Consider the following 24,055-nt stretch of genomic DNA (forward strand, 5'->3'; position numbering starts at 1 on the left):
GAGAAGCGGTTATGAAGAACAAGTGGAGAATTTTGAAGATATTTTGTACAGTCGTCCTTTTTGGATTTCTGCTTAGTTTTTCTTTGAAACGATTTGGAGAGGCTCCCATGAAAAAGGTGTCTGTGAATCTGATCGAAACGCCAGGAACTGCAAAAGTTTACTTTATCGATGAGAAGAATGTAAAGGACTTCATCACAGCGGCAAATCCAAAAGGGGTGGTCGGTGAAATTGACATTCCACAACTGGAGAAACAGGTTAATTTTTTCCCGTCCGTGGATAGCGCCAATGTGTATTTGAATTTAAATGGGAACCTAAACATAGACATCGTGCAGCGAGTACCTGCATTTCGAATGCAAAGACAGGGACAAGATTTTTATGTGGACACCAAAGGGGAGGAGTTTCCAATTTCAAAGGTTTATTCACACCCGGTTCTTTTGGTCTCAGGTGATATAAAACGTGGTGAGTATAAAGAAATTGCGAAACTGATTGAGCTAGTAAAGCAAGATTCCTTTGCAAAGAATTATTTCATTGGAATTCAAAAGCAAAAGGACAGCTACTATCTCCTCACCAGTGAAGGCAACTTCAAGGTAGAAATTGGTGATTTGGATAATTTAGAACTCAAACTAAAGGGCTTCAAGTCTTTCGTTGAAAAGTTTTTAGTATACCAGGACCAAGAGAAATACAATAAGATTTCGGTGCGGTACGACAATCAGATTGTCACCAGTTTGAACCCACACTATAAGCCCAACGACAGCATTCTAAGAGCAAGGATGAAAGAGTTTGAGAAAGCGCCAGAGATTGCTCGAAAGAAGGCTTTAGCCGAAGCAGCATTACGTACGACACAAAGGAAGAATTAAAATAAGAAACAAAATCAAATCAGCATACAAATGGAAAATCAAGAGTATTCAGTAGGATTAGACATTGGGACCACCAAAATCGTGGCCATTGTCGGTCGTCGAAATACCCATGGGAAAATCGAGGTACTAGGGGTAGGCAAGGCCAAAAGTCTTGGAGTGCATAAGGGAATTGTGAACAACATTTCTCAAACGATTAGTTCAATTAAAACAGCGATTGAAGAAGCGCAAAAAAGTTCAGGTGTGGCCATTTCTAAAGTCACAGTGGGCATTGCAGGCAAACACATTCGCTCTTTGCAACACTCGGACTATATCATGCGAGAACATCCCGACCAATACATCACCGAGGAGGATATCGAGGTTCTTAAAGAGCAAGTGAAAAAGCTTGTGATGCTACCGGGTGAAGAAATTATCCATGTTTTACCTCAAGAATATAAAGTAGATTCTGAAGGTGAAATTCAGGAACCGATTGGAATGCACGGAAAACGATTAGAAGCTAATTTCCACGTGGTCGTAGGACAAATGGGTAGTATTCGCAATATCGCCCGATGCGTACGAGAAGCGGGCCTTGAAATGGAAGCCTTAACCCTGGAGCCACTTGCTTCGTCGGAAGCGGTGCTGACCAAAGAAGAAAAAGAAGCCGGTGTGGCCATTGTGGACATAGGAGGAGGTACCACGGACATTGCGATTTTCAAAGACAATATTATTCGTCATACCTGTGTGATTCCTTACGGAGGCGGAATCATTACAGACGATATTAAAGAAGGATGCTCAATTATTGAAAAGCATGCAGAGCAGCTGAAAGTGAAGTTTGGTTCTGCCGTTCCTGAAATGGAAAAGGATACCACTTTCGTCACAATTCCTGGACTGCACGGTAGAGCGGACAAAGAAATTTCTTTAAAGACACTCGCACAAGTGATCAATGCTCGCGTAGAGGAAATTTTAGAAATGGTGAATACGGAACTCAAGGCCTACGGAGCATTTGAACAGAAGAAAAAACTAATTGCAGGAATTGTTCTAACAGGTGGCGGATCCAACTTAAAGCACATTCGACAGCTTACCAATTACACGACAGGGTTTGACTCTCGTCTGGGGTGCGCAAACGAATATGTATCAAACGATAAGAATCAATTTTTGAAAGGTCCGGAATATGCAACAGCCATTGGACTCCTTATGGAGAGTTTGAAGATTAGAGACAAAAAGAATTTTACAGGAAAGGAATTAGACTCTGATCAGCAGATGGATACAATCGAAATGCACCCAGAGAGTGAGTCCCTTGAAGGAGATGATTCTTTGGATCCATTGGAACTAGAGCAATCAAATGATTCGGTGCAAAGTAAGCGCCGAGGACTTACGCTAGGACAAAAGATCATGGAAAGCGTAAAGAAATTTTTTGAAGAAGTAGAATAAAAAAAAACAACAGATATGGAAAATTTAAGCACACAAGGATTTTCATTTGATTTACCGAAAGGAAATTCTTCTATCATAAAGGTAATTGGTGTCGGAGGGGGCGGAAACAATGCCTTAAAGCACATGTACGAAACGGGTATTCATGGAGTCGATTTTGTGATATGCAACACGGATTCTCAAACCTTAGACAACAATCCCGTTGCGAACAAAGTTCAATTAGGGATTTCAACGACAGAAGGACTTGGCGCAGGTGCAGATCCAGAAGTAGGAGAGAAATCTGCAATTGAAAGCATAGACGAAATTAAAGCTTCTTTAGGTCAGAATACTAAAATGGTATTTATTACCGCTGGAATGGGTGGTGGAACCGGTACAGGTGCCGCACCTGTAATTGCAAAAGTTGCAAAAGAGATGGGCATTTTGACCATTGGAATTGTAACCGTTCCGTTTAGTTTTGAAGGAAAGCGTCGTCTAGAACAAGCGGAAATCGGGCTAGACAAACTGAGAAATAACGTGGATTCACTTATTGTGATCAACAACGATAAGTTAAGACAGCAATTTGGAGATTTAGGCTTCAAACAAGGGTTCGCTAAGGCTGATGAGGTTCTAACCAACGCAGCAAAAGGAATGGCGGAAGTTATCACGGGATACTTTGATGTAAACATTGACTTTAGAGATGCGAGATCAGTCCTGCAAAATTCAGGCACAGCCTTAATGTCAACGGGTAGAGCTCAAGGGGACAACAAGGCAGAAGAAGCGGTGAAGATCGCCCTCGATTCTCCTTTGCTTAATGACAATAAAATTACAGGAGCGAAAAACGTATTGCTACTGATTCGAAGTGGAGCGCAAGAAGTGACCATGGATGAAATCGGAGTAATTATGGATCACATTCAAAAGGAAGCAGGCCATACAGCCGATATTATCTTTGGAGTTGGAACGGATGAAGAATTAGGTGATTCTGTGAGTGTTCTTGTCATCGCGACGGGATTTGCGAAGGACAATAGAAAGTACGATGGACCTACAGAAACCATTAAAATTGCTTTGGACGATCCTCGAAGAGAAATGATTTCAAAGGAATCTCCGTTTAAAACGAAGGCAGAAAGAGACTCGGTTTCGGAACCGACAAAAAAGAATCTTTTTCGATTAGACGATGAGGAGGAGGATCCAGGCATTCAATTTCGCGCAGTAACTCCAGGTAAGAGACCTCAAAGTTCAGCTCCTATCTCTAAAATGGATACAGAGGTTCAGATTGACACCTTTTCAGAAGATCCTTACGAATCCGAAGGATTTCAATTTGGGGATGAGTCAGAAGAATCGGAGCAAAGAGAATTAGATCTTTTCAGTTATAGTGGAATGGAGAATGATCTTGAACCGGAATCTTTCAGTTTTGAGGTTGAAGAACCGATTGAAAAGAAAGCGCCTGTTCAAGCGGAAAAGAAATCCTTCGAATTTGAACCTGAGATAGAGGAAAAAGAGGAGATTGCTTTTCAAGTTGAATCCAAAGTACAGCCTGAAGAAAAACGAGAAGTAGAACCTGAGCAAAAGAAGGCGCAGCCTGCGAAAGAGCTCGAGGAGAAAAAAATAGAAACGAGTTCAAGTGAAGAGTTTACTTTTATAGCGAAGCCAACCAATATGGAAAAGGTGAACGAAAGAAGGAATAAACTTAAAGAATTCAATTCTCGTTACCAAAACATTACTGAGAACGATGATTTCGAAACGATCCCAGCCTTTAGAAGAAAGAACATTTCCATCGGTGAGCAAAATGCTTCGGATCAAACAATCAGTACGTTTCTCTCCGAAAATGAAGGAAAGACGCAGCTAAAGGAAAACCGTTTTTTAAATAAAGACGTGGATTAAAAGGTGGGTTGTTTTTACCTTCTATGAATTTTAACCAAAACCAAAAACAATGAGTTTAGAACTTGTCATTAACGAGGCGATTAAAGCCGCAATGAAAGATAAAGATAAAGTTGCGCTCGATTCTTTGCGCGCAGTGAAATCACAAATCATGCTTTTGAAAACCGAAGCAAAAGGAGCGGAGGTGAGTAGTGAGCAGGAAATTGCAATTCTTCAGCGAATGATCAAGCAACGTAAAGATTCGTTTGAGCAATTCACAGCTCAAAACCGTCAAGATTTGGCTGAAGTAGAAGAAGCGCAAATGAAAGTGATTGAAGCCTTTCTACCGGAGCAACTTTCTGAAGAAGATTTAGAAGTGGCCATCCGCGCTATTATCGCGGAAGTAGGGGCGGAATCTATAAAAGACCTAGGGAAAGTAATGGGCAAAGCCTCTACAGACCTAGCAGGGCGATCCGACGGGAAAAGTATTTCCCAGATGGCCAAAAAGTTACTTTCGTAGTAGCGGTACGCTGAAAGGCGTACCCTTAAGTAGGATATTCAACCTTTGCATATCGATTTGATTTGAAGTCTCGAACCTTTGGTTCGAGGCTTTTTTAGTTTGGACAATTTGTCCAGTTTGCAGAATTGGAATAGTTTTGATGACTTTTAGAGTAACAAGAACTAAATAATATTCTTTAACTTTGAATAGAATTTTTAACTATAAATAATATCGATATGTATCCAGAAGAATTAGTAATGCCAATGAAGGCTGAACTTACTGATAGAGGTTTTGAGGACCTTACAACAGCAGAGCAAGTAACTGAGGCCCTTAAGAAAGAAGGAACCACGCTTGTAATGGTGAATTCCGTATGTGGTTGTGCTGCAGGAGCAGCAAGACCAGGGGTTGTAGACTCCCTTACAGGAGAGAAGAAACCAGATCAATTAGTGACTGTGTTTGCGGGATTTGATAACGACGCCGTGTCAGAAGCAAGAAGACATTTTGCGCCATTCCCACCAAGTTCTCCAAGTGTTGCCCTTTTCAAAGACGGTGAGCTTGTGCACATGTTAGAGAGACACCACATTGAAGGAAACCCTGCAGGAGCAATCGCTGCAAATCTTCAAGCAGCCTACGAAGAGTACTGCTAGGAGATTAAATACCTTTTAAACCGGAGCCGGCAAGATTAAATCTCGCCGGTTTTGTTTTGATCTAATTCGCCGAGTCTTTGCATCACGACGAGGGAAAATATTTTGCTTTTTTCAAGCCAGATTTGGTAAAATGCTTTTGCATTCTGTGCCCACTCCTGTTTTGGCTCTATTCTATTTTGAAGAAAGAAGAAGTGACCCATCACTTCGTAATATCCAATCTGATGCGATTCCGGTTTGGTTTGTATTTCTGCCATGATCTCTTCGAAAGTCTTTTCACCTAGCTCCTTTTTTGAGCATTTAAAGACATTTCGAATTTGGGTGTCCAGTGCTAGTTCTTCTTCTTGTGGAACTCCTTCGTTGTTTCCTAAAAGCAGCCTAGCGAGCGCTTCGCTTAGCTGCTGAACCATTCGTAGTATGTAATCTTTATCGTGTATCATAATTTTTAACCAAAGAATAAATAAGCAAGAGAAATTGCCGTAAGGATTCCAACTACGTCGGCAAGAAGCATTGCTCCTACTGTATAGCGTACGTTTCGGATTCCGACCGCACCATAATAAACCGCAATTACGTAAAATGTGGTGTCTGAACTGCCCTGTAAGACGCCTGCAAGTCGGGAAGCAAAACTATCTGGGCCAAAAGTCGCCATAGTGTCTACCATCATTCCACGAGCTCCTGATCCCGAAAGAGGCTTGATGAGCGCCGTAGGAAGTCCGTCAATAAAGCGCGTGTCTAAGGAAGCGTAGTTTGCGACCCATTTCATTCCATCAATGATAATTTCAAAGACACCCGAAGTTCGAAGTAAAGAGATGGCAATTAACATCCCTACGAGGTAAGGGATAATCTTAACACAGGTCCAGAATCCGTCTTTTGCACCTTCAATAAACGCATCGAAGATGTCGATTTTTTTGTAAAGTCCGCCCAGGACGATGGCAAAGAAAATAAAGAGAATTAAACCGTTGCTTAAGACGGCACTAAAGGTGCCTAATTCATCCTTGTTCAGTTGGACCAAGTATACCACCAGTAGAGCAATTAAGGCCGAAATTCCCCCCACGTACATTAAGATAATGGGTTGGAACATGTTTATTTTTTGTTTGATGGAAACGATGGTCATAGCTGCCAAAGTGGCTGCAAAGGTGGCAATTAGACAAGGAAGAAATATATCCGTAGGGGTCGCAGATCCCATGGAAGCACGAATCGCAATGATGGACACAGGAATAAGCGTGAGCCCACTCGCGTGCAAACATAAAAACATGATTTGCGCATTGCTTGCTTTTTCTTTGGAAGGATTTAAGGTCTGTAAACTTTCCATCGCTTTAAGTCCAAAGGGGGTCGCTGCATTGTCTAGTCCGAGAAGGTTTGCACTGAAATTTAACATCATATGACCGAAGGAAGGGTGGTTTTTGGGGATTTCAGGAAATAGCTTCGAGAAGAAAGGCTGTATTAATCGGGAAAGCAGATTAATTCCTCCTGCTTTCTCCGCAATACTCATGAATCCCATGAAAAGAGTCATAATTCCAATGAGTCCAATACAAATGGTGACGGCCGTCTCCGAAGTGCCAATGACACCGTCTGTCTCTTGAATACGGTACACTTGTACTTCTTGGGATTGGCTGTTGACTTTGTACCCAATATGATCCTTTTCAAAAGTATCGCTAGAGGACAATTGATTTTGAATCTCTGGACTAAGCTGCTGCAAGGGCATACTCGAGATTTGTACCGTGTCTCCGCCTTGGCCCACCACCATATCATTGTAAATCGCTTTGTAATTGGGTGAAAAAAGGTATTTAACGCTAGCCACAAGGATGGCAACGATAATGAAGGCGGACCAGATTTTACTTAAAACCATTTAGTTTAGATTTGGTTGTTTTAAAAATGCATTCCCAATAAGTTCCGTGGAAAGCTCAGTAGAGACTCGCTATATATTTTTACAAGATCCTAGCAATTGGATAGTGGCGGTAAGCCGCTTCAAAATAAGGCGAGTGCTCATAAACCCAGTTGAGTTGCATGGCTGCGCTTTTTCTCATCTCGGGGTTGATTTGTTTTTCCAATTCAAATGCGGTTTTTAAGGCTTTGTCTTCTTTTAGAAGTTGCGCTGCCGTATCTTCAAATACATAATCCGAAAAATGCTCTTTACGCATTAAGATTCCATCAAAGAAATTCCAGTTAAAAAAGCTATCCACCGCTTCGGGCTCCAAGGTCTCAAGTAGATACTTTACGCCCGGCTGCTGCGTTGAGATCAAGAAATCGCCTTTTTGAAAACGAATTTGTTTTGTGCTCGCTTTCGTTTGGGTATTGTAGTGGTTGTAATGACCCTCATACGGGTTTTTGGAGGTTTGATAATCACTTATTTCGTAAAGCTGGGCCACAAACGTACTGTCTTTGTCTAAGGCAGTCATTTGTATATTGTTGCGCTCCAAGTGCTCAATAACATTCCACTGAGATTTTGGAACTAGATAATACCTTGGAATTTGAATGTCCTTTGTAGACCGATAGGTAGTATAGAATTTGATGTTTTTCGTGAAAGGTTTTGTTCGGTCATAAAAAAGTCTAGGCATTCCCGAAACTTCACTTTTGATTTTGCGAGCTTCATATCCTTTGAAATCAATGGATTCCACTTTCGTGGGATCGATTTCCCATCCAATCGTATAAGTGGATCCTGGCGTGTATTGCTTTAAGTTCTGAAGTCTTTTTTCTTTGATCGTTTTGTAATGCTTTTCCGTATAATCGATATAGGAACGCATATTTTCATAGGTTACTTTTACGCGATCTGCGTAAGGTTTTAGCATGTGGGTTTCAGGTACTGTGCCAATGGTATTGAAGAGCGTTGTATAGCCCGTCGCGTAGCGAGGCGTATCCATAAATTGTTCATACCCCTGCTCAGGCGTTCCATTCCATACATTTACATAAGGTATGGGATCAATTCCTTTGGATCGAAGCTGATTTGCGATCTCACGGTTCATCTCTTGATGATAATAGGAGCCTAGAACGTTCCCAAGACGCTCTTTATTTGTAGCAATATAGGTCAGGGTGTATTGGTAATCCGCTCCGTTAGAAACGTGATTGTCAATGAATACATCTGGATTTAATTCTTGGTAAATTTCCTGGAAACTTCGTGCGTTTTTACTGTCGGCTTTAATGAAGTCACGGTTTAAATCAAAGTTGCGAGCATTCCCTCTAAATCCGTACTCTTCAGGACCGTTTTGGTTTGCTCTCGAATAGGATCCCCGATTTAACATTCCTCCAATATTATAGGAGGCCACAAAAGCTAACAATACATTTTTTGGTGCTTCAATTCTGCCTTCTGCGAGATCACGAAGTAGCATCATCGAAGCATCAATGCCGTCCGGTTCTCCCGGGTGAATCCCATTGTTTACCAAAAGGATTGCTTTTTTCATTGATTTTTTTGGATTGAAGTTTCGGTCTTTGCTGAAGAACAGAACTTCTAGAGGATAGCCACTGTCTGTTTTCCCGTATTCTTTTTGAAGTATGGTGGAGTGGTTTTTATCCAGTTTTTGGTAGAAATTACGCATTTCTTCATAAGTAGGTGACTGATTGCCATTGCCTTTTTCGAAGGGAGTTAGCTGGGTTTGCGCCACACAACAAGTACTCAGGACGCAAAGAAAGATTGAAAATTTCATAAAAAAGGTAGCCGATTTAGTTGAGTAAATGCTCGTTGAGTAAATTTAATTTGAAACGGTTTGTTCGTACGTGGGTCCGTAAAGTCCTGGAACGGGATGTCCAAGGGTGCGCAAATGAGCAACCATCTCGCCTCTATGGTGATAAAGATGACTATAGAGCATGCCCCGAATCGTTCCAATTTTTGGGGACTCCGGAATTAACACGGTTTCACCGTGGACCAATTTCCAAGGTTGAAGATAGGTCTGTTCATCCCAATTCTCAATGGCTAAGTTCGCTTTTGCGATTTGAGTATCAAGTGCCACGCGTAATTCTTCAATGGTAGCGTTGGCCCCAACGGGTTTTTCTATTTGAGAAATGTCAATGGAGTTCGAGTTGAAAACACCTTCGTACCAACTGTAGATGCTAATTATATGAGAAGCAAGGTCCCGCAGAGACCAAAGTTGAGGTTGTGCGCGATGTTCTAAGGCGCTTTCTGGCAGCGCATTAAAAAGATCTTTGGTGCTATTGGCCTCGTGCGAAAACTCACGAAGAAGGCCCGTTTTAAGGTTGTACATGGTATACTGCTAAAATTAAAGTGAAGTAAAGGTAAAAATTATTCAGCAAGGTACACCAGTTCGTCCGTAGTTTCTTGCGTTAGCGAGGTAAGAACTTGCGCCGATTTTGTTTTTTCAAGCAATTTTTCAACGAAAAATCCAGTTTCAAAAAATTGTCGATGAATTCCCGGAAGCATTTGTTCAAACAAGTGGAGTCCCACATGGTTGTTATGAAGATCCATTTTAGTTTCAAGGGGTTTGTTGGGGAAAAGCTCCTCATGCATGTCTGTAAAGACCTTGGCATACGTTAGTGCCTTTTTACTAGAGGAAATCTTAGAGCAGTACATGGCAATAAGGCATGTCCATAGGGCATGTCGGAATGCATTGCCTACACCACTGGTTGAATTGGTTTTCGGGAAGAGTCGTTTTGTGATCGCATACGTACGTAGCGTCGCATAGAATCCTAATAGGGAATAATGAGGATAGCGAAGTGCAAGGCTAAGCATGCGGACTAACTTCTTTAGGGAGAGACTTTTTATCGCACCGAATAAAATGGTAATCGCACTTCTCATAAAATAAATCTCACCTGTGAAGGTGAGATTTTCGTATTAGTTGGTTGTTGAATTAAGCGTGTGTTAGCAAAGATAGGGTCTGCGCTATTTTGTTTTTTGCATCGTTTCGTTTCACGATGAAATCAACAAACCCTTTTTCTAGTAGAAACTCGGAGGTTTGGAATCCTTCTGGAAGGTCCTTTCCAATGGTTTCGCGGATGACACGAGGTCCAGCAAATCCAATAAGGGCTCCCGGTTCTGCCATAATGATGTCCGCAGTCATAGCGAACGAGGCTGTAATTCCTCCAAAAGTAGGGTCACAGAGATAGGCTATATAGGGAAGTCCATGTTCTGAGAGTTGAGAAAGTTTGGCTTGAACTTTAGCGAGCTGCATTAATGAAAATGCGGCTTCTTGCATTCTTGCACCTCCAGATTGGCAGATAATCATATAAGGCAATTTATGCTCTATACTGTAATCAATTGCCCGTCGAATCTTTTCTCCCATCGCAGATCCAAGTGAACCTCCGATAAAAGCAAAGTCCATACAGGAAATAACCATTTCTGAACCGTTCACCTTACCCACTGCATTGCGAATCGAATCTGTAAGTTTCGTTTTCGCTTTTACTTCTTTAAGACGATCGGTGTAGGATTTTGTATCCTTAAAGTCAAGCATGTCCACACTTTCCACATCGGGATTCAATTCCTTGAATTTGTTGTGGTCAAAAAACATTTCAAAAAACTCTTCACTTCCTATTCGCACGTGAAATCCATCCTCAGGAGAAACATAGTTGTTTCTCTTCAATTCATCGTGTTCCACAATTTTACCAGACGGTGTTTTGTGCCAAAGACCTTTAGGAACGTCTTTTTTGTCTTCGGTCGACGTAGTAATGTTTTTTGTTTTTCTTTTGAACCAGTCAAATGCCATGTTCGATAATATTTAATGCACAAAAGTAGTCAATAATTCTAAAATGACCTTACGCCTTATTAGAATATATACTTTGGTTTATTTTAATGTGTTTACGTTGTTTAGGTCTTCAAAAGCACGAACGAGTCGTTTTGAGAACGTTTCCTCTCCTTTTCTTACCCATCCTCTTGGATCGTAGAATTTCTTATTCGGTTTGTCGGCTCCTTCTGGGTTTCCGATTTGGGATCTTAGAAACTCTACATTGTCAACCATATAATCACGAATTCCTTCGGAATAAGCAAACTGAAGGTCCGTGTCAATATTCATTTTGATCACTCCGTAATCAATCGCTTCTCTAATTTCTTCTAAAGAAGATCCAGATCCACCGTGGAATACGAAGTTCACTGGTTTTTCAGAGGTAGAAAATTTCTCCTCCACAAATTTTTGAGAGTTGTCAAGGATTTTTGGAGTTAATTTAACGTTCCCTGGTTTGTATACTCCGTGTACATTCCCAAAGGCCGCAGCAATGGTAAAGTTATTAGAAATTGCTTTTAGTCTTTCGTAAGCATAAGCAACTTCTTCAGGTTGGGTATAAAGTTTAGAGGAATCTACTCCGGAATTGTCTACTCCGTCTTCTTCTCCGCCGGTTACTCCAAGTTCAATTTCCAAAGTCATATCCATTTTCGCCATTCTTTCGAAATACTTAGCAGAAATGTCAATGTTCTCCTCGATAGGCTCTTCCGATAAGTCTAGCATGTGGGAAGAGTAGAGGGATTTCCCGTATAATTTGTAGAACTCCTCGCTCGCGTCCAAGAGTCCGTCGATCCATGGAAGTAGTTTTTTGGCACAGTGGTCTGTATGTAAGATTACGGTTGCTCCGTAGGCTTCCGCTAACGTATGGATATGTTTTGCCCCTGCAATTCCACCAAGGATTGCTGCTTTTTGAGCGTCATTGCTTAGTCCTTTTCCAGCGTTGAAGGCAGCCCCTCCGTTGGAGAATTGAATAATTATAGGAGAGTTCAACTTTGCAGCGGTCTCCATCGTAGCGTTCACGTTGCTCGAACCAATTACGTTTACGGCCGGCAAAGCAAATCTATTTTCTTTTGCGTATTGAAAAATATCGGTAACCATCTGTCCGGTTGCGACTCCTGCAGGAAACTGTCTACTCATTTGTTGTAGTTTTAAGGTTGAAAAATGGGATAATTAATCTTGTAAAGTTAATAATTTTTGTTGGATCGTCGAATTAATTTCTTTTGTCTTTGCCCCACAGTAGCTTTTGACGAATCGTTTCGTAGAAACTTAAGTTGGTTGGTTGAACAAGCGAAATTTTAAAATCCGCTTTTCGTATGATTAGCTCCGTGTCTGTGTCAATATGTATTAATCGAGAATCAAGGGACAAAGAGTATTGGGGGACACGACTTTCTACTTTAAGTCTAAACTGGGCATCGTCTTTGACAATAAGAGGCCTTACGTTCAGGTTGTGGGGTGCGATGGGTGTGATAACGAAGTTGTCATTTTCTGGTGCTATAATAGGACCTCCACAACTTAAAGAGTACGCAGTCGATCCAGTGGGCGTAGAAATGATCACGCCGTCACCCCAGAAAACATTTAGAAACTCGTCGTCAATAAAGGAATCGATTGTAATCATCGAGGTGGTCTCCTTTCTTGAAATGACAATGTCATTTAAGGCAAATGGGAAGAATTCATCCGAATTGGGGCATACAACCTCGATCACGGAACGTCTTGAAATTTTATAACTGCCTTTTAGAATCGCATCCAGTTCTTTGAATACTTCCTCTTTTGTAAAGCTGGCTAAGAATCCGAGTCGACCCGTATTCACTCCAACAACAGGAATTTCCAAATCCTGCACGAATAGTAAGGAGCTTACAAGCGTACCGTCACCTCCAAATGTGAAAAACAAATCGACCTTTCGGTCACTAAGGTCTTCTTTACTATGGAAAGTGTCGAAATCTTTTGAAAACTGCATGGCCTCGGCCATCCCATGATACAAAACGGTGCCCACTCCTCGTTTGTCTAGTTCAGAAATGAACTTGCTTAGATAGAGGAACGTATCGAGATCGTTTTTTTGTGTGTAAATAGCTGCTTTCATCGATTAAACCTCTAAGTATTTTTGGAAAAAGCCAAAACGATCTTTGATGAGTTTGTCTTTCTGGTCATCGTATTGTTTATGAATCACGGTGTAGCCGTAACGCTCAAAGGTTTCATCAATCGAGCTAAGCGTATCGCTTTTGATTTTCATGGTGATTTGTACCCCGTCCTCAAGGATGGCACTTACATACAGGCCGTAAAGTTTTGAGTTGTTACCTTCCACGATCGTAGTGATCTCTGAAAAAGAATAATGGACCGTATTGGTCTGTACAATGAGAATGGCTCCGCTTTCAGAAAACAGAGGGTATTTTGAAAATTCATTAAACAAGTCATCACTTGAAATGTACCCTAAATACTTCTCGTTTTTTCCAATTACGGGGACAATGTTTGAATTAAAGATATAAAAGAGTTTTACGGTGTCTAAGATGCTGCCGTCATCATAAATTGCGAATTTTTCGAAGTGGAGATCTAAGGAGCCAATCTTACCCTCGGGGCTTTCTTCCAGAAAGCTTTGACTTAATGCGCCCACATAAACGCCCCGGTCTTTAATGAATATATGAGAATGACCGAATTCCCGGGCAATCTCGCAGGCAGATTCAATAGAATCGTTCTTTGTAAAAGCGGGATAGTCCTTAGAAATGTATTCTTTTATAAACATTAGGCTAATTTAGGAAAAATATGAAAAGGGACCGTATTTTCAGAAGGGATTTTGAGTCTTGAAAATTTATCTTGGTTTGCATTGTAAAAAAGAGTTATCTTTGCGGTCTTTCATTTTTACTTTTTATTAGATTTATTGAACCGCCCTGTCCGTAAGGATCTTGCGGTTTTTTTTTATCTTGTTTTTTCAGGTTCCTACTCTTTTTTCACGATTCATCGCTCGTTTTGGGAGCCCGATTGAATGGTTATTGCAGATTTTTGAAAAATTCCCAAAGGATAATTCCGCCACAAATAGAAACATTGAGTGAATGTTTGGTTCCATACTGGGGGATTTCTAAAAAATGATCGTAAAGCGAAAGCGATTCTTCGCTTAATCCATCGACTTCATTGCCTAGAACCACTGCATATGAAGTATTCTTCTTAATGGCAAACGATTCCAAATTCTCGCTGTGGGTTGTTTGTTCGATACCTACGCAGGTATAGCCTTTGCTTTTAAGATCCTGCAATGCCTCCGTGATGGACGCAGCGTGCTGCCAGTCCACACTTTCAGTTGCGCCTAGAGCTGCTTTTTGTATTTCTCGATGGGGAGGTATTGGGGTAATCCCACAGAGAATAATTTTCTCTACGATAAATGCGTCCGCAGTTCGAAAAATAGATCCCACATTGTGCATGCTTCGTACATTATCGAGCACCACGACCAAAGGGATTTTTTCTTTTTTCTTGAACGTCTCAACGTCAATTCGATTTAGCTCCTCTAGTTTGAGTTTTTTTGTGGATGACATTTTTGTATTTTTGACAAAATTAACAAAAACAACGGGTCCTAGCGACCGATGCATATAAAAAAGATGGCGAAGGAAAAGAAGCTCACTCCCTTAATGAGCCAATACAATGGGATCAAGGCGCGATACCCCGATGCTCTACTGCTTTTTAGGGTCGGTGATTTTTACGAAACCTTTGGAGAAGACGCGGTAAAAGCCTCTAAAATTTTAGGGATTGTACTGACCAAAAGAAACAATGGCGATTCGCGAACCGAGCTTGCCGGCTTTCCTCATCACTCCATTGACACCTATCTTCCAAAATTGGTGCGAGGTGGCCTTCGAGTGGCCATTTGTGACCAATTGGAGGACCCAAAATCGGTAAAAGGCATCGTAAAGAGAGGGGTGACGGAACTCGTAACTCCAGGGGTTACGTTTAACGATCAAGTTTTGAACTCTAAGCGGAACAATTACCTTATGTCTATGCACCGGGTAAAAGACAAGTTTGGGTATGCTCTTGTGGATATTTCAACGGGTGAGTTCTATATTGGAGAAGGGAAACTCGAGGAGCTAACCCACGTGGTTGATACATTCGATCCCAGCGAAATTATATTTCAAAGACTTAAGGAGCTTCCTAGCAGCCTTTCGGGCAAGAATACATTTAAACTTGAGGACTGGGCATTTCAACTCCCGTATGCTAGAGAAAAGCTAGCCTCCCATTTTAAAACCCAATCTCTGAAAGGGTTTGGCGTAGACCATCTAGAGATGGGAATTGTGGCTGCAGGTGCGATTTTCGCTTACCTTGTGGAGGATACGCATCATTCGCTTTTATCCCACATAACTACGCTTCAGAGCATCCCGCAAAATCATTACTTAGTCCTCGATAATTTCACCTTACGAAATTTAGAAGTCGTAAATCCAAGTCAAAGAGAGGGAAAAAGTTTGTTAGACGTTATTGACCATACCGTAACCCCGATGGGGGGTCGTTTATTAAGGCGTCAAATTATTTTGCCGCTGCTCGATTTAGAGGCAATTAATCGCCGACTCTCGTTAATTGAGTTTTTTAATGAGAAGGAAACCCTTAAGATTGACATCCTAGACGATTTGAAAACCCTTTCCGATTTAGACCGGCTTTTAGGAAAATTAGCTTCCGGAAAGATTCTACCTAAAGAATTAGGCAATCTAAGTCAAAGTTTAAAGTGCATTGAGCTCATTGATAAAAAACTCAGTGAATTTAAAGAACCTAAGGATCTATTAAATCCTCTGCACAACCTTAGCGAATTAATTGAGTACCTCGATTCTCATCTCCATGAGGAACTGCCCGTAAGTCTTTCCAAGGGGCATGTGATTAAGACGGGTGTCTCCAGTGAACTCGATCATCTTCGCGGCCTGCAAAGCAAAGGCAAAGGATTTCTGGATGAAATGTGCGCTCGTGAAATTGAAAGGACCGGAATCAGTTCCTTAAAAATTGATTTCAACAATGTTTTTGGCTATTACATTGAAGTCAGAAACATGCACAAAGACAAGGTGCCCAGCGAATGGGTTCGAAAGCAAACCCTAGTGAATGCAGAGCGCTTTATTACAGAAGAGTTAAAAGAGTATGAAACCCAGATTTTAGGAGCCCAAGATAAAATCTCGCAGTTAGAATATGAACTTTATAGCGAGGTATGTCAGCATGTCATGCAGTATATAATGGGGATTCAAGCCAATTCTCAAATCATTGCACGAATGGATGTGGGAATTGGACTTTCCGAGCTTGCGAGCGCTGAGAATTATACGCGACCGGTATTAAATGATTCGTTTTCGATTGATTTAAAGGAGGCGCGACATCCCATAATTGAAAAGGTCCTACCACTGGGTGAAAAATACATTCCAAACGATTTGTATTTAGATAGGGAAACCCAGCAGATTATGATGGTAACCGGACCCAACATGGCCGGTAAATCTGCGATCCTTCGACAAACTGCTCTGGTATGTTTGCTTGCGCAAATTGGAAGTTTTGTTCCTGCGAAGCATGCAGAAATTGGAATACTCGATCGCATATTCACTCGTGTGGGAGCCTCAGATAATATTTCGGCCGGTGAATCTACGTTCATGGTAGAGATGAACGAGGCGGCTAGTATATTGAATAATAGGACCGAAAGGAGTCTGATTTTATTGGATGAAATCGGACGGGGAACCTCCACTTATGATGGGGTTTCAATCGCATGGGCCATTGCTGAATTTCTTCATGAGGATAAAACAAGGGCCAAAACCCTTTTCGCGACGCACTATCATGAATTAAATGAGATGAGCAGTTCTTTTGCAAGGATTCAGAATTACCATGTTTCCATTCAGGAAAACAAAGGAAGTATTGTTTTCTTACGCAAGCTTCTTCGCGGAGGTAGTGAGCACAGTTTCGGGATTCATGTGGCCAAATTAGCAGGGATGCCCTCTCCCGTGATTCATCGTGCAAATGAAATTTTAAAATCACTGGAGAGCCGAAGAGCCACACCCGAAAAGAAAGGAAAGAAAGATCAAAAGGAAGATATGCAATTGTCTTTCTTTCAGTTGGACGACCCCGTTCTTGAAAACATTCGAGAGGAACTTACCAAGATTAACATTGATGAGTTAACTCCGATTGAAGCTCTAATGAAATTGAATTCGATTAAAAAAATGATAGGGAAGTAGAGGTGCTTTTTAGAGGTTGTTTAACGCTTGGCTAATGAGCCAACCTTCGCTCCAACAGGCCTGAAAATTAAACCCTCCTGTGATCGCATCAATGTTTAAGACTTCTCCTGCGATGTAAAGGCGGTCCTTCTTTTTTGAAGCCATCGTTTTAAAATCGATCTCTTTTAAATCCACACCTCCTGCGGAAACGAATTCATCTTTGAAAGTTGACTTGCCCTTCACCTGAAATTCACTTTCGCATAGGTTTTTCAAAAGGGTATGAATCTGCGCGGTGGATAGATTGGCCAGCTGGGTTTCCTCTTTTATTTGGCAATAGTGAATCATGTGATTCCAGAAGCGATTAGTGACTTCAAAAAGCTTGCTTTGGGCAAGACTTTTTTTAGGGTGCGCCTCTTTGTACTCCATGAATCGGGATTTCGCTTGCTCCAAAGAAAGATTAATAAAGTTGACGACGATTTTGAAATCGTATTTTAAATCCGCTAGCTCTCTTGCATTCCATGCAGAGGCTTTAAGGATGCAAGGGCCCGAAAGTCCCCAATGGGTAATAAGCAAAGGACCATTTTCTTCAGACTTTAGCTGAGGAAACCTAACTTCAGCGTGGGGAAAAGAGGTTCCAGCGAGTCCTTCTAGTCTTGGGTCTTTAATATTAAAAGTGAACAAGGAAGGGACTTGAGGGACTAATTTATGATTCATAGATTCGAGAAGTTTTAGCGATTTTGGTGAACTCCCCGTCGCGAAAATAACATAATCGGCCTTAAATTCTCCTGCTGTACTTTGCACGCGGTAGAATCCGTCCTCATAATCAAGAGCAAGAACTGTGGTCTTGGTGCGGATTTCAAATCCTTTGCCTTGGACCTCGTTTTTAAGGCATTCTATAATGGAGGAAGAGGAATTGGATACGGGAAACATTCTCGCGTCGTTTTCAATTTTGATTTCGACTCCTCTTTGAGAAAACCACTCCATGGTGTCTGCAGGCTGAAATTTGGAGAAAACACTTTTGAGTTCTTTTTTTCCTCTCGGATAGTACTCCACTAATTCTCTCGGATCAAATTCGCCATGCGATACATTGCAGCGACCCCCTCCGGATATTTTTACCTTTTGTAATACTTCTTGATTTTGCTCCAGAATGGTCAGATGGTATTTGGAGGCATCCATGTTAGCCGCTGAAAAAAATCCAGCAGCTCCTCCTCCAATTACGATCACGTGCTTTTTTTGCATGAGTACGATTAATTTTCAGCTGCAAAATTACAATTTTTCTAGCCGCTCATTTATGCGTAATTTTGAAGAATTAAATAGTATACTTATATGTCAACATATTTTTGTGATTTTAACGTGCGTTGGAGCGATATCGATGCCAACCGCCATTTGGCTAATTCGTCTTATATGCAGTACTGCGCGCAGACCCGGATGGCTTTTATGAGTGAACGTAAGATGGGTTTAAAAGAATTAAATCGATGGGGCATTGGTCCTGTGATTCTAAACGAACAATTCTCCTTTTTTAAAGAAATTTACATGGGGCAGAAAGTGAAAGTTAGTTTGGAGATTGATGGAGTTTCTGAGGACGGAGGAATCTATCGGTTTTTGCATAAGTTTTATTTGCCGGATGGGACGCACTGTGCCAGTGCAGTAGCCCTGGGTGTATGGATTGATACGATGCTTAGAAAAAGCACCACACCTCCTTCTGATATTATGGAAGTGATGAATGAATTTAAGTCGGAATCCACTAAAATTCTCACCAAAGAGGACCTGAAGTCTCTCCCATTTCGTCCTGAAAACCTAGATCCTTCCCAGTTTAAATAAAGTAGATCTTACAATTTAGAATTCAAGTTATAGCCTATGTTAGAAGAGAAAAATCCACAGCGCACACCGATTTCGGCTTTGGGAGAGTTTGGTTTAATTAAGCACCTTACAGATACGATCCGTTTAAAGAATGAGAGTTCAAAACGAGGCGTCGGAGACGATGCGGCCGTGATTGATCCTTTGAATCAGCAAGTACTGGTCAGTACGGATATGCTGATTGAAGGAGTTCACTTCAATTTGGGATATGTGCCTTTAAAGCATTTGGGGTATAAATCGGTGGTTGTAAATCTGAGTGATATTGCCGCAATGAACGCGACCCCTACACAAATAGTAGTCGGCGTTGCCGTTTCCAATCGTTTTCCTGTAGAAGCATTGGAGGAGATTTATGAAGGTATTCGCCTAGCTTGCGAGCATTATAAGGTGGATTTAGTAGGGGGAGATACCACAAGTTCTACTTCTGGGCTCATTCTTAGTATCACCGCCATTGGGTTAAGCCCAGAGGAAGAGATTGTGAAAAGAAGTGGGGCAAACGAAGGAGACTTACTTGTGGTAAGTGGGGATCTCGGAGGAGCCTACCTCGGCCTTCAAATTTTGGAAAGAGAACATTCTGTTTTCCTTGTTAATCCTGGCATGCAGCCCGAGATGCAAGGATATGAATACATTTTAGAGCGTCAACTAAAGCCTGAAGCAAGAACGGATATAAAGGAAAAATTAGTTACCCTAGGTATTAAGCCGACCTCGATGATTGATGTGTCGGACGGACTGGCCTCTGAAATTTTGCATCTTTCCCAGCAATCTGGCGTGGGAATTAGACTTTACGAGGAGAAGATTCCTTTAGATCCAAACACGATTACGACGGCCGATGAGTTTAATCTTAATCCTGCCATGTGTGCCCTTAATGGAGGAGAAGACTACGAACTTCTTTTTACCATTGCCGCTACGGATTTCGATAAGATTCAAAACCATCCTGATTTTTCAATCATTGGGCATGTGGTGGATGCGCCGCAAGGAAATAAAATGGTACTTCGAGGAAGTAACGAATTGGCGGATTTAACGGCTCAAGGCTGGGATGCTTTTTTGAACGCTGAGGAGTAAAGAGTCTCCACCATTGCGGAATTATTCTTAGTTAGAAAATCCTTAAGCTCTACATTTGTTTTGTACGGTTCGAGTTTAGGGATTTTGTATTGAGTGGGGTCGAAGTAATGAAGGCTCCATTCTCCTAGATCGTATTCTAACCAAGAAAGATTTTCAATCCAATCCCCAGAATTAAGATAGCGGGTTTTTCCCATTTTCGTTTCCACAACCTTGTCGCAAGGCATGTGGATGTGACCGCAGATGACAAAATCGTACTGATTGTCAATCGCCAGTTCAATGGCTTTTTGTTCAAAATCGCCGACAAATTTGACCGCTTTTTTCACGGAATTCTTAATCTGTTTGGAAAGAGAGACTTTTTGTTTGCCCATCAATTTTAAAACCCAATTGATGGCTCGGTTGAGGAGGATGAGCCAATCGTACCCCATACCGCCTATTTTTGCAATTATCTTTGCGCCCCCTTTCGTGGTGTGATCGAAGATGTCTCCGTGGAAGATCCAATGCGTTTTTCCATGAATTTCAAGAAGGTATTTATTGGTCAGTTGTAGGTTTCCAAAGGAAATGTCCGCATATTTTCTTAGGAATTCATCGTGATTTCCTGTAATGTAAATCACTTTGGTTCCTCGCTGCATCATCTTGAATAGTTCAGAAATGACCGCCATATGCGAGGTTGGAAAATAGCGCTTAGAGAAAGCCCAACCGTCGATGATGTCTCCATTCAAAATCAGTAATTTGGGATGGATACTTTTCAAGTAAGCTAAAAATTCCTTGGCATGACACCCGTAGGTTCCAAGGTGAAGATCTGAGACGATGGCAATTTCAATTTCTCTTCGGTCCGCCATAATGCGTTTTTGCCAAAGATAAAGGGTAGATATGAATTGCGTATGAACCTAAAATTAAATTTAAACTCCCCTTAATTCAAGTGAAAGTAAGGGGAGTATAGAGTAAAATTTATTTCTTGGCTTGAGCGATATTAATAATAACCTTCATTGCTTTTTGCATCGTTTCGATGGCCACGTACTCATAGGGTCCGTGGAAATTCATTCCTCCTGCAAAGATATTGGGGCAAGGAAGTCCCATGTAGGAAAGTTGCGCTCCGTCGGTTCCTCCGCGGATGGCTTTAATTTTGGGTTCAACTCCTGAGGCTTTCATAGCCTCAGCTGCAATATCCACAATGTGCATCTTGCCTTCAAACTGCTGTTTCATGTTTCGATACTGCTCCTTGATTTCGACCTGCGCAGTTTCTTCTCCATGCTTTGCATTGAACTCCTTCACGATGGATAGGAGTAGAGATTTTCTCTGTTCAAATTTTTCACTGTCGTGGTCACGGATAATGTATTGAAGTTTAGCTTCGGAGATGTCCGCTGTGATTTCCATAAGATGGAAAAATCCTTCATACCCCCTTGTGGTTCCTGGGGTTTGATCTGCAGGAAGTAGCGCTGCAAACTCACTAGCCAGCAAAGCAGCATTCACCATCTTTCCATAGGCATATCCAGGGTGGACACTAAGCCCGTGGATTTTCACAACCGCACCGGCAGCATTAAAGTTTTCATATTCAAGTTCTCCCGTTTCACTCCCGTCCATGGTGTAGGCCCATTTAGCTCCAAACTTTTCTACATCAAATTTATGAGCTCCTCTACCAATTTCTTCATCCGGAGTGAATCCAATGGCGATTTTTCCATGTTTGATTTCGGGATGTGCTAATAGGTATTCAGCTGCAGTCACGATTTCGGCAACACCTGCTTTGTCGTCAGCCCCTAAAAGAGAGGTTCCGTCTGTAGTAATTAAGGTTTGACCTACATAGTTTTTCAAACTTTCAAAGCGGTTAGGAGATAAAGTAAACCCAGTTTTCTCATTTAAAACAAGATCTTTTCCGTCGTAATTTTCCCAAATTTGAGGATTGACGTTCTCTCCATTAAAATCGGGTGAAGTATCGTAGTGCGCGATAAATCCGATGGTCGGATCATTGTCATTTTCTTTATTGGAAGGCAAGGTGGCATAAATATACCCCTGGCCGTCTAGTTCTACATCGCTAAGTCCTAGTTCTTGAAGCTCTTGAAATATGTATTTTGCAATGGTCCACTGCTGAGGAGTTGAAGGACAAGATTCACTTTCAGGGTCACTTGTGGAGTATATTTTCACATAGTTCAGAAAACGGTCTTGAAGTTTTGACTTCCACTCAGGTGTAAAATTTATCGGTTGCATGCTTTAATAGAATATGTAATTGTAATTAAACAAAGGTAATAAATTAGCCCTAAACTTAAGCAACGAGGTTTAAGCCCCCGTTGAGAGCGAGGTAATTTTCTGAGAGTAGATTTTGGACTTTGGTCAAAATGTTTATCTTTACGTAAACGCAAATACGAACACATGTTTCTTACTGAATGCCCTCGAGATGCCATGCAAGGCTGGGATGAATTTATTCCCACAGACACTAAAATTGACTACATAAATGAACTTATGAGTGTAGGATTTGATGTTTTAGATTGCGCAAGTTTTGTATCCCCAAAGGCAATTCCTCAAATGGCGGACAGCGGAGAAGTGGTTGACCAAATAGACAAATCCAATTCGAAGACAAAGCTTTCTGTGATCGTCGCGAATATACGGGGGTCTGAAAAGGCACTAAGCCATTCCAATGTCGATATTTTAGGCTTCCCTTTCTCTATTTCGGAAACTTTTCAGTTCCGAAACACAAACAAGAATCAAGAAGAAGCCTTTCGCCAAATTGGTGAGATTTTTAAAATGGCAAATGCAGAAGGCAAAGAATTGAATTTGTACTTTTCAATGGCCTTCGGAAACCCTTATGGGGAAAAATGGAGATGGGAGGATGTGGATTATTGGGCCAAACGCTTTGTTGAGATCGGCATCACGAACATCCAACTTTCCGATACGACTGGAGTGGCCACAGTCGAGACCATTGATTTGTTATTCGACAAAATTCCAAGTTTAAATCCGGAGATTAATTTTGGCGCGCATTTTCACAATCGCTACGAGGACTCTTACGAAAAAATTAAAGCAGCCTACGATCAGGGTTGCGTTCGTTTTGACAGTGCGATTAAAGGAATTGGAGGATGCCCCATGGCTAAAGACGATTTAGTCGGTAATCTTCCAACGGAGCAATTGATTAATTTTCTACACACTAAAAACATTCCACACGGACTTAATTTACTGAATTTTGAAAGTGCCTATAACCGGGCGAAAGACGTGTTCCATTTTTAATACTTTAATACAATGAAGAACTCTACGTTAATTTCAGCAAAGGCGTTGGAGGATAAGCTTTCTAATCCCGCACTCGTCTTGTTGGACGCAAGAACAGGGGCGCAGGCCAAGGAGGATTATTGGAAAAGCCACCTACGCGGAGCCTTGTTCGTAGATTTAAACAAAGATTTAAGTTCTGTAACGCAGGACCCTGCAAAAGGGGGACGTCATCCGCTTCCAAAAGTTTCTGTGTTTTTAGAGACTGTGAGTCAGCTTGGAATAACGCCTGACTCGTGGGTCGTTATATATGATACTAGTTTTGGCGCAAATGCGGCCGCAAGAGCTTGGTGGATGTTAAAAGCGATTGGCCTCGAGGAGGTCTACGTTCTCGACGGTGGGCTTGCAGCTGGAGTTTCTCAGGGAATCCCTCTGGGTTCAGGACCTCAGAAGGCAAAGCCTGCTGAAAGAATAGAGGCCACAGTTTGGGGTCTTCCTGTCGTATCCCTTCCTGAGGTGAAAAAAGCAATACATCAAAAAGAGCGAGTGGTAATTGACGTGAGAGAAGAGGGGCGCTACCATGGAGATTTTGAGCCCATTGACCTCGTCGCAGGTCATATTCCAGGAGCCCTAAATGTTCCCTTTTCTGAGAATCTAGATGAGCACGGACTGTTTTTAGACAAAGAAATCTTAAGATCAAAATACAAATCCATCCTTGAGAAAGAGGATAGTCATTCCCCTATTGTACATTGTGGTTCGGGTGTCACGGCCTGCCATACCATTTTGGCAATGAGCTATGCAGGATTTGAAATCCCTACGCTCTATGTGGGCTCATGGAGTGAGTGGAGTCGAAGCAGCGAGCCGCTTGCGACGCGATAAAAGAAAACAAAAAAGAGGATGCTAAATCCTCTTT

General features: G+C 41.6%; 23 protein-coding genes. 10 read left to right on the plus strand and 13 right to left on the minus strand.

Annotated elements, in window-relative coordinates; translation table 11 throughout:
- The first annotated feature begins 11 nt into the window (after positions 1-11).
- The 5 genes from AC3IRX_RS07435 (at position 12) to AC3IRX_RS07455 (ending at position 5,240) form a co-directional block, all read left to right on the plus strand.
- On the plus strand, positions 12-857 hold the full coding sequence (locus AC3IRX_RS07435; RefSeq protein WP_489209360.1) for a cell division protein FtsQ/DivIB: 846 nt from the start codon (positions 12-14) through the stop codon (positions 855-857).
- Positions 858-887: 30 nt separating this feature from the next.
- Positions 888-2,264 (plus strand): cell division protein FtsA, encoded by a 1,377-nt coding sequence (ftsA, locus tag AC3IRX_RS07440; RefSeq protein ID WP_489209362.1) that lies wholly within the window; start codon positions 888-890, stop codon positions 2,262-2,264.
- Between the two features lie 15 nt (positions 2,265-2,279).
- Positions 2,280-4,118: a cell division protein FtsZ gene (ftsZ, locus tag AC3IRX_RS07445; protein WP_489209364.1), complete on the plus strand. Its 1,839-nt coding sequence runs from the start codon at positions 2,280-2,282 to the stop codon at positions 4,116-4,118.
- A gap of 49 nt (positions 4,119-4,167) precedes the next feature.
- Positions 4,168-4,614: a GatB/YqeY domain-containing protein gene (locus tag AC3IRX_RS07450; protein WP_489209366.1), complete on the plus strand. Its 447-nt coding sequence runs from the start codon at positions 4,168-4,170 to the stop codon at positions 4,612-4,614.
- Between the two features lie 215 nt (positions 4,615-4,829).
- Complete coding sequence (locus tag AC3IRX_RS07455; RefSeq protein ID WP_489209367.1) at positions 4,830-5,240, plus strand: BrxA/BrxB family bacilliredoxin; 411 nt, start codon at positions 4,830-4,832, stop codon at positions 5,238-5,240.
- Between the two features lie 35 nt (positions 5,241-5,275).
- Here AC3IRX_RS07455 and AC3IRX_RS07460 read toward each other — a convergent pair whose 3' ends face one another.
- From AC3IRX_RS07460 to AC3IRX_RS07505, 10 genes are all read right to left on the minus strand, one after another.
- Positions 5,276-5,677: a hypothetical protein gene (locus tag AC3IRX_RS07460; protein ID WP_489209369.1), complete on the minus strand. Its 402-nt coding sequence runs from the start codon at positions 5,675-5,677 to the stop codon at positions 5,276-5,278.
- A gap of 5 nt (positions 5,678-5,682) precedes the next feature.
- The gene (locus tag AC3IRX_RS07465; protein WP_489209370.1) at positions 5,683-7,086 is read right to left on the minus strand and encodes a nucleoside recognition domain-containing protein; all 1,404 of its coding nucleotides are present in this window, start codon (positions 7,084-7,086) and stop codon (positions 5,683-5,685) included.
- A gap of 79 nt (positions 7,087-7,165) precedes the next feature.
- Entirely contained in the window at positions 7,166-8,878 is a 1,713-nt protein-coding gene (locus tag AC3IRX_RS07470; protein WP_489209372.1) for a M14 family metallopeptidase, read from the minus strand.
- Positions 8,879-8,923: 45 nt separating this feature from the next.
- A complete protein-coding gene (locus AC3IRX_RS07475; protein WP_489209374.1) occupies positions 8,924-9,433 on the minus strand; it encodes a DinB family protein in 510 nt (169 codons plus the stop codon).
- Positions 9,434-9,471: 38 nt separating this feature from the next.
- On the minus strand, positions 9,472-9,984 hold the full coding sequence (locus AC3IRX_RS07480; RefSeq protein WP_489209375.1) for a DUF6973 domain-containing protein: 513 nt from the start codon (positions 9,982-9,984) through the stop codon (positions 9,472-9,474).
- A 52-nt stretch (positions 9,985-10,036) separates the two neighbouring features.
- Complete coding sequence (gene accD, locus AC3IRX_RS07485) at positions 10,037-10,888, minus strand: acetyl-CoA carboxylase, carboxyltransferase subunit beta (RefSeq protein WP_459082880.1); 852 nt, start codon at positions 10,886-10,888, stop codon at positions 10,037-10,039.
- A 78-nt stretch (positions 10,889-10,966) separates the two neighbouring features.
- A complete protein-coding gene (fbaA, locus tag AC3IRX_RS07490; protein ID WP_489209377.1) occupies positions 10,967-12,037 on the minus strand; it encodes a class II fructose-bisphosphate aldolase in 1,071 nt (356 codons plus the stop codon).
- Positions 12,038-12,110: 73 nt separating this feature from the next.
- Positions 12,111-12,977, minus strand: coding sequence for an NAD kinase (locus AC3IRX_RS07495; RefSeq protein ID WP_459082876.1), 867 nt, complete (start codon positions 12,975-12,977; stop codon positions 12,111-12,113).
- 3 nt (positions 12,978-12,980) lie between these two features.
- Positions 12,981-13,634, minus strand: a complete 654-nt coding sequence (locus AC3IRX_RS07500; protein ID WP_489209380.1) for a CBS domain-containing protein — start codon at positions 13,632-13,634, stop codon at positions 12,981-12,983.
- Positions 13,635-13,878: 244 nt separating this feature from the next.
- Positions 13,879-14,415, minus strand: coding sequence for an RNA methyltransferase (locus AC3IRX_RS07505; RefSeq protein ID WP_489209381.1), 537 nt, complete (start codon positions 14,413-14,415; stop codon positions 13,879-13,881).
- Positions 14,416-14,478: 63 nt separating this feature from the next.
- Between AC3IRX_RS07505 and mutS the strand changes: the two genes are divergently transcribed.
- Positions 14,479-17,058: a DNA mismatch repair protein MutS gene (mutS, locus tag AC3IRX_RS07510; RefSeq protein WP_489209383.1), complete on the plus strand. Its 2,580-nt coding sequence runs from the start codon at positions 14,479-14,481 to the stop codon at positions 17,056-17,058.
- A gap of 9 nt (positions 17,059-17,067) precedes the next feature.
- Here the strand turns inward: mutS and AC3IRX_RS07515 are convergent, their stop codons facing one another.
- Positions 17,068-18,276, minus strand: a complete 1,209-nt coding sequence (locus AC3IRX_RS07515; protein WP_489209384.1) for a BaiN/RdsA family NAD(P)/FAD-dependent oxidoreductase — start codon at positions 18,274-18,276, stop codon at positions 17,068-17,070.
- Between the two features lie 87 nt (positions 18,277-18,363).
- Between AC3IRX_RS07515 and AC3IRX_RS07520 the strand changes: the two genes are divergently transcribed.
- A complete protein-coding gene (locus AC3IRX_RS07520) occupies positions 18,364-18,858 on the plus strand; it encodes an acyl-CoA thioesterase (RefSeq protein ID WP_489209386.1) in 495 nt (164 codons plus the stop codon).
- Positions 18,859-18,894: 36 nt separating this feature from the next.
- Positions 18,895-19,953 (plus strand): thiamine-phosphate kinase, encoded by a 1,059-nt coding sequence (gene thiL / locus AC3IRX_RS07525; RefSeq protein WP_489209388.1) that lies wholly within the window; start codon positions 18,895-18,897, stop codon positions 19,951-19,953.
- On the opposite strand, the gene AC3IRX_RS07530 is transcribed toward thiL, so the two are convergent.
- Positions 19,917-20,792, minus strand: a complete 876-nt coding sequence (locus tag AC3IRX_RS07530) for a UDP-2,3-diacylglucosamine diphosphatase (protein WP_489209389.1) — start codon at positions 20,790-20,792, stop codon at positions 19,917-19,919. The two genes, thiL and AC3IRX_RS07530, sit on opposite strands and share 37 nt — an antisense overlap.
- Before the next feature lie 109 nt (positions 20,793-20,901).
- The gene (gene pepT / locus AC3IRX_RS07535; RefSeq protein ID WP_489209391.1) at positions 20,902-22,155 is read right to left on the minus strand and encodes a peptidase T; all 1,254 of its coding nucleotides are present in this window, start codon (positions 22,153-22,155) and stop codon (positions 20,902-20,904) included.
- Between the two features lie 162 nt (positions 22,156-22,317).
- Between pepT and AC3IRX_RS07540 the strand changes: the two genes are divergently transcribed.
- Complete coding sequence (locus AC3IRX_RS07540; protein ID WP_489209393.1) at positions 22,318-23,166, plus strand: hydroxymethylglutaryl-CoA lyase; 849 nt, start codon at positions 22,318-22,320, stop codon at positions 23,164-23,166.
- Positions 23,167-23,178: 12 nt separating this feature from the next.
- Positions 23,179-24,021 carry a sulfurtransferase gene (locus AC3IRX_RS07545; RefSeq protein ID WP_489209395.1) on the plus strand — a complete coding sequence of 281 codons (843 nt, stop codon included), beginning with the start codon at positions 23,179-23,181 and terminating at the stop codon, positions 24,019-24,021.
- The last annotated feature ends 34 nt before the right edge of the window (positions 24,022-24,055 follow it).

Source organism: Epilithonimonas sp. KH_059, assembly GCF_057838485.1.

Bases quoted from the DNA above. Each gene is read 5' to 3' on its own strand.
- AC3IRX_RS07435 (WP_489209360.1), top strand. From the start codon at position 12: ATGAAGAACAAGTGGAGAATTTTGAAGATATTTTGTACAGTCGTCCTT.
- ftsA (WP_489209362.1), top strand. From the start codon at position 888: ATGGAAAATCAAGAGTATTCAGTAGGATTAGACATTGGGACCACCAAA.
- ftsZ (WP_489209364.1), top strand. From the start codon at position 2,280: ATGGAAAATTTAAGCACACAAGGATTTTCATTTGATTTACCGAAAGGA.
- AC3IRX_RS07450 (WP_489209366.1), top strand. From the start codon at position 4,168: ATGAGTTTAGAACTTGTCATTAACGAGGCGATTAAAGCCGCAATGAAA.
- AC3IRX_RS07455 (WP_489209367.1), top strand. From the start codon at position 4,830: ATGTATCCAGAAGAATTAGTAATGCCAATGAAGGCTGAACTTACTGAT.
- AC3IRX_RS07460 (WP_489209369.1), bottom strand. From the start codon at position 5,677: ATGATACACGATAAAGATTACATACTACGAATGGTTCAGCAGCTAAGC.
- AC3IRX_RS07465 (WP_489209370.1), bottom strand. From the start codon at position 7,086: ATGGTTTTAAGTAAAATCTGGTCCGCCTTCATTATCGTTGCCATCCTT.
- AC3IRX_RS07470 (WP_489209372.1), bottom strand. From the start codon at position 8,878: ATGAAATTTTCAATCTTTCTTTGCGTCCTGAGTACTTGTTGTGTGGCG.
- AC3IRX_RS07475 (WP_489209374.1), bottom strand. From the start codon at position 9,433: ATGTACAACCTTAAAACGGGCCTTCTTCGTGAGTTTTCGCACGAGGCC.
- AC3IRX_RS07480 (WP_489209375.1), bottom strand. From the start codon at position 9,984: ATGAGAAGTGCGATTACCATTTTATTCGGTGCGATAAAAAGTCTCTCC.
- accD (WP_459082880.1), bottom strand. From the start codon at position 10,888: ATGGCATTTGACTGGTTCAAAAGAAAAACAAAAAACATTACTACGTCG.
- fbaA (WP_489209377.1), bottom strand. From the start codon at position 12,037: ATGAGTAGACAGTTTCCTGCAGGAGTCGCAACCGGACAGATGGTTACC.
- AC3IRX_RS07495 (WP_459082876.1), bottom strand. From the start codon at position 12,977: ATGAAAGCAGCTATTTACACACAAAAAAACGATCTCGATACGTTCCTC.
- AC3IRX_RS07500 (WP_489209380.1), bottom strand. From the start codon at position 13,634: ATGTTTATAAAAGAATACATTTCTAAGGACTATCCCGCTTTTACAAAG.
- AC3IRX_RS07505 (WP_489209381.1), bottom strand. From the start codon at position 14,415: ATGTCATCCACAAAAAAACTCAAACTAGAGGAGCTAAATCGAATTGAC.
- mutS (WP_489209383.1), top strand. From the start codon at position 14,479: ATGGCGAAGGAAAAGAAGCTCACTCCCTTAATGAGCCAATACAATGGG.
- AC3IRX_RS07515 (WP_489209384.1), bottom strand. From the start codon at position 18,276: ATGCAAAAAAAGCACGTGATCGTAATTGGAGGAGGAGCTGCTGGATTT.
- AC3IRX_RS07520 (WP_489209386.1), top strand. From the start codon at position 18,364: ATGTCAACATATTTTTGTGATTTTAACGTGCGTTGGAGCGATATCGAT.
- thiL (WP_489209388.1), top strand. From the start codon at position 18,895: ATGTTAGAAGAGAAAAATCCACAGCGCACACCGATTTCGGCTTTGGGA.
- AC3IRX_RS07530 (WP_489209389.1), bottom strand. From the start codon at position 20,792: ATGGCGGACCGAAGAGAAATTGAAATTGCCATCGTCTCAGATCTTCAC.
- pepT (WP_489209391.1), bottom strand. From the start codon at position 22,155: ATGCAACCGATAAATTTTACACCTGAGTGGAAGTCAAAACTTCAAGAC.
- AC3IRX_RS07540 (WP_489209393.1), top strand. From the start codon at position 22,318: ATGTTTCTTACTGAATGCCCTCGAGATGCCATGCAAGGCTGGGATGAA.
- AC3IRX_RS07545 (WP_489209395.1), top strand. From the start codon at position 23,179: ATGAAGAACTCTACGTTAATTTCAGCAAAGGCGTTGGAGGATAAGCTT.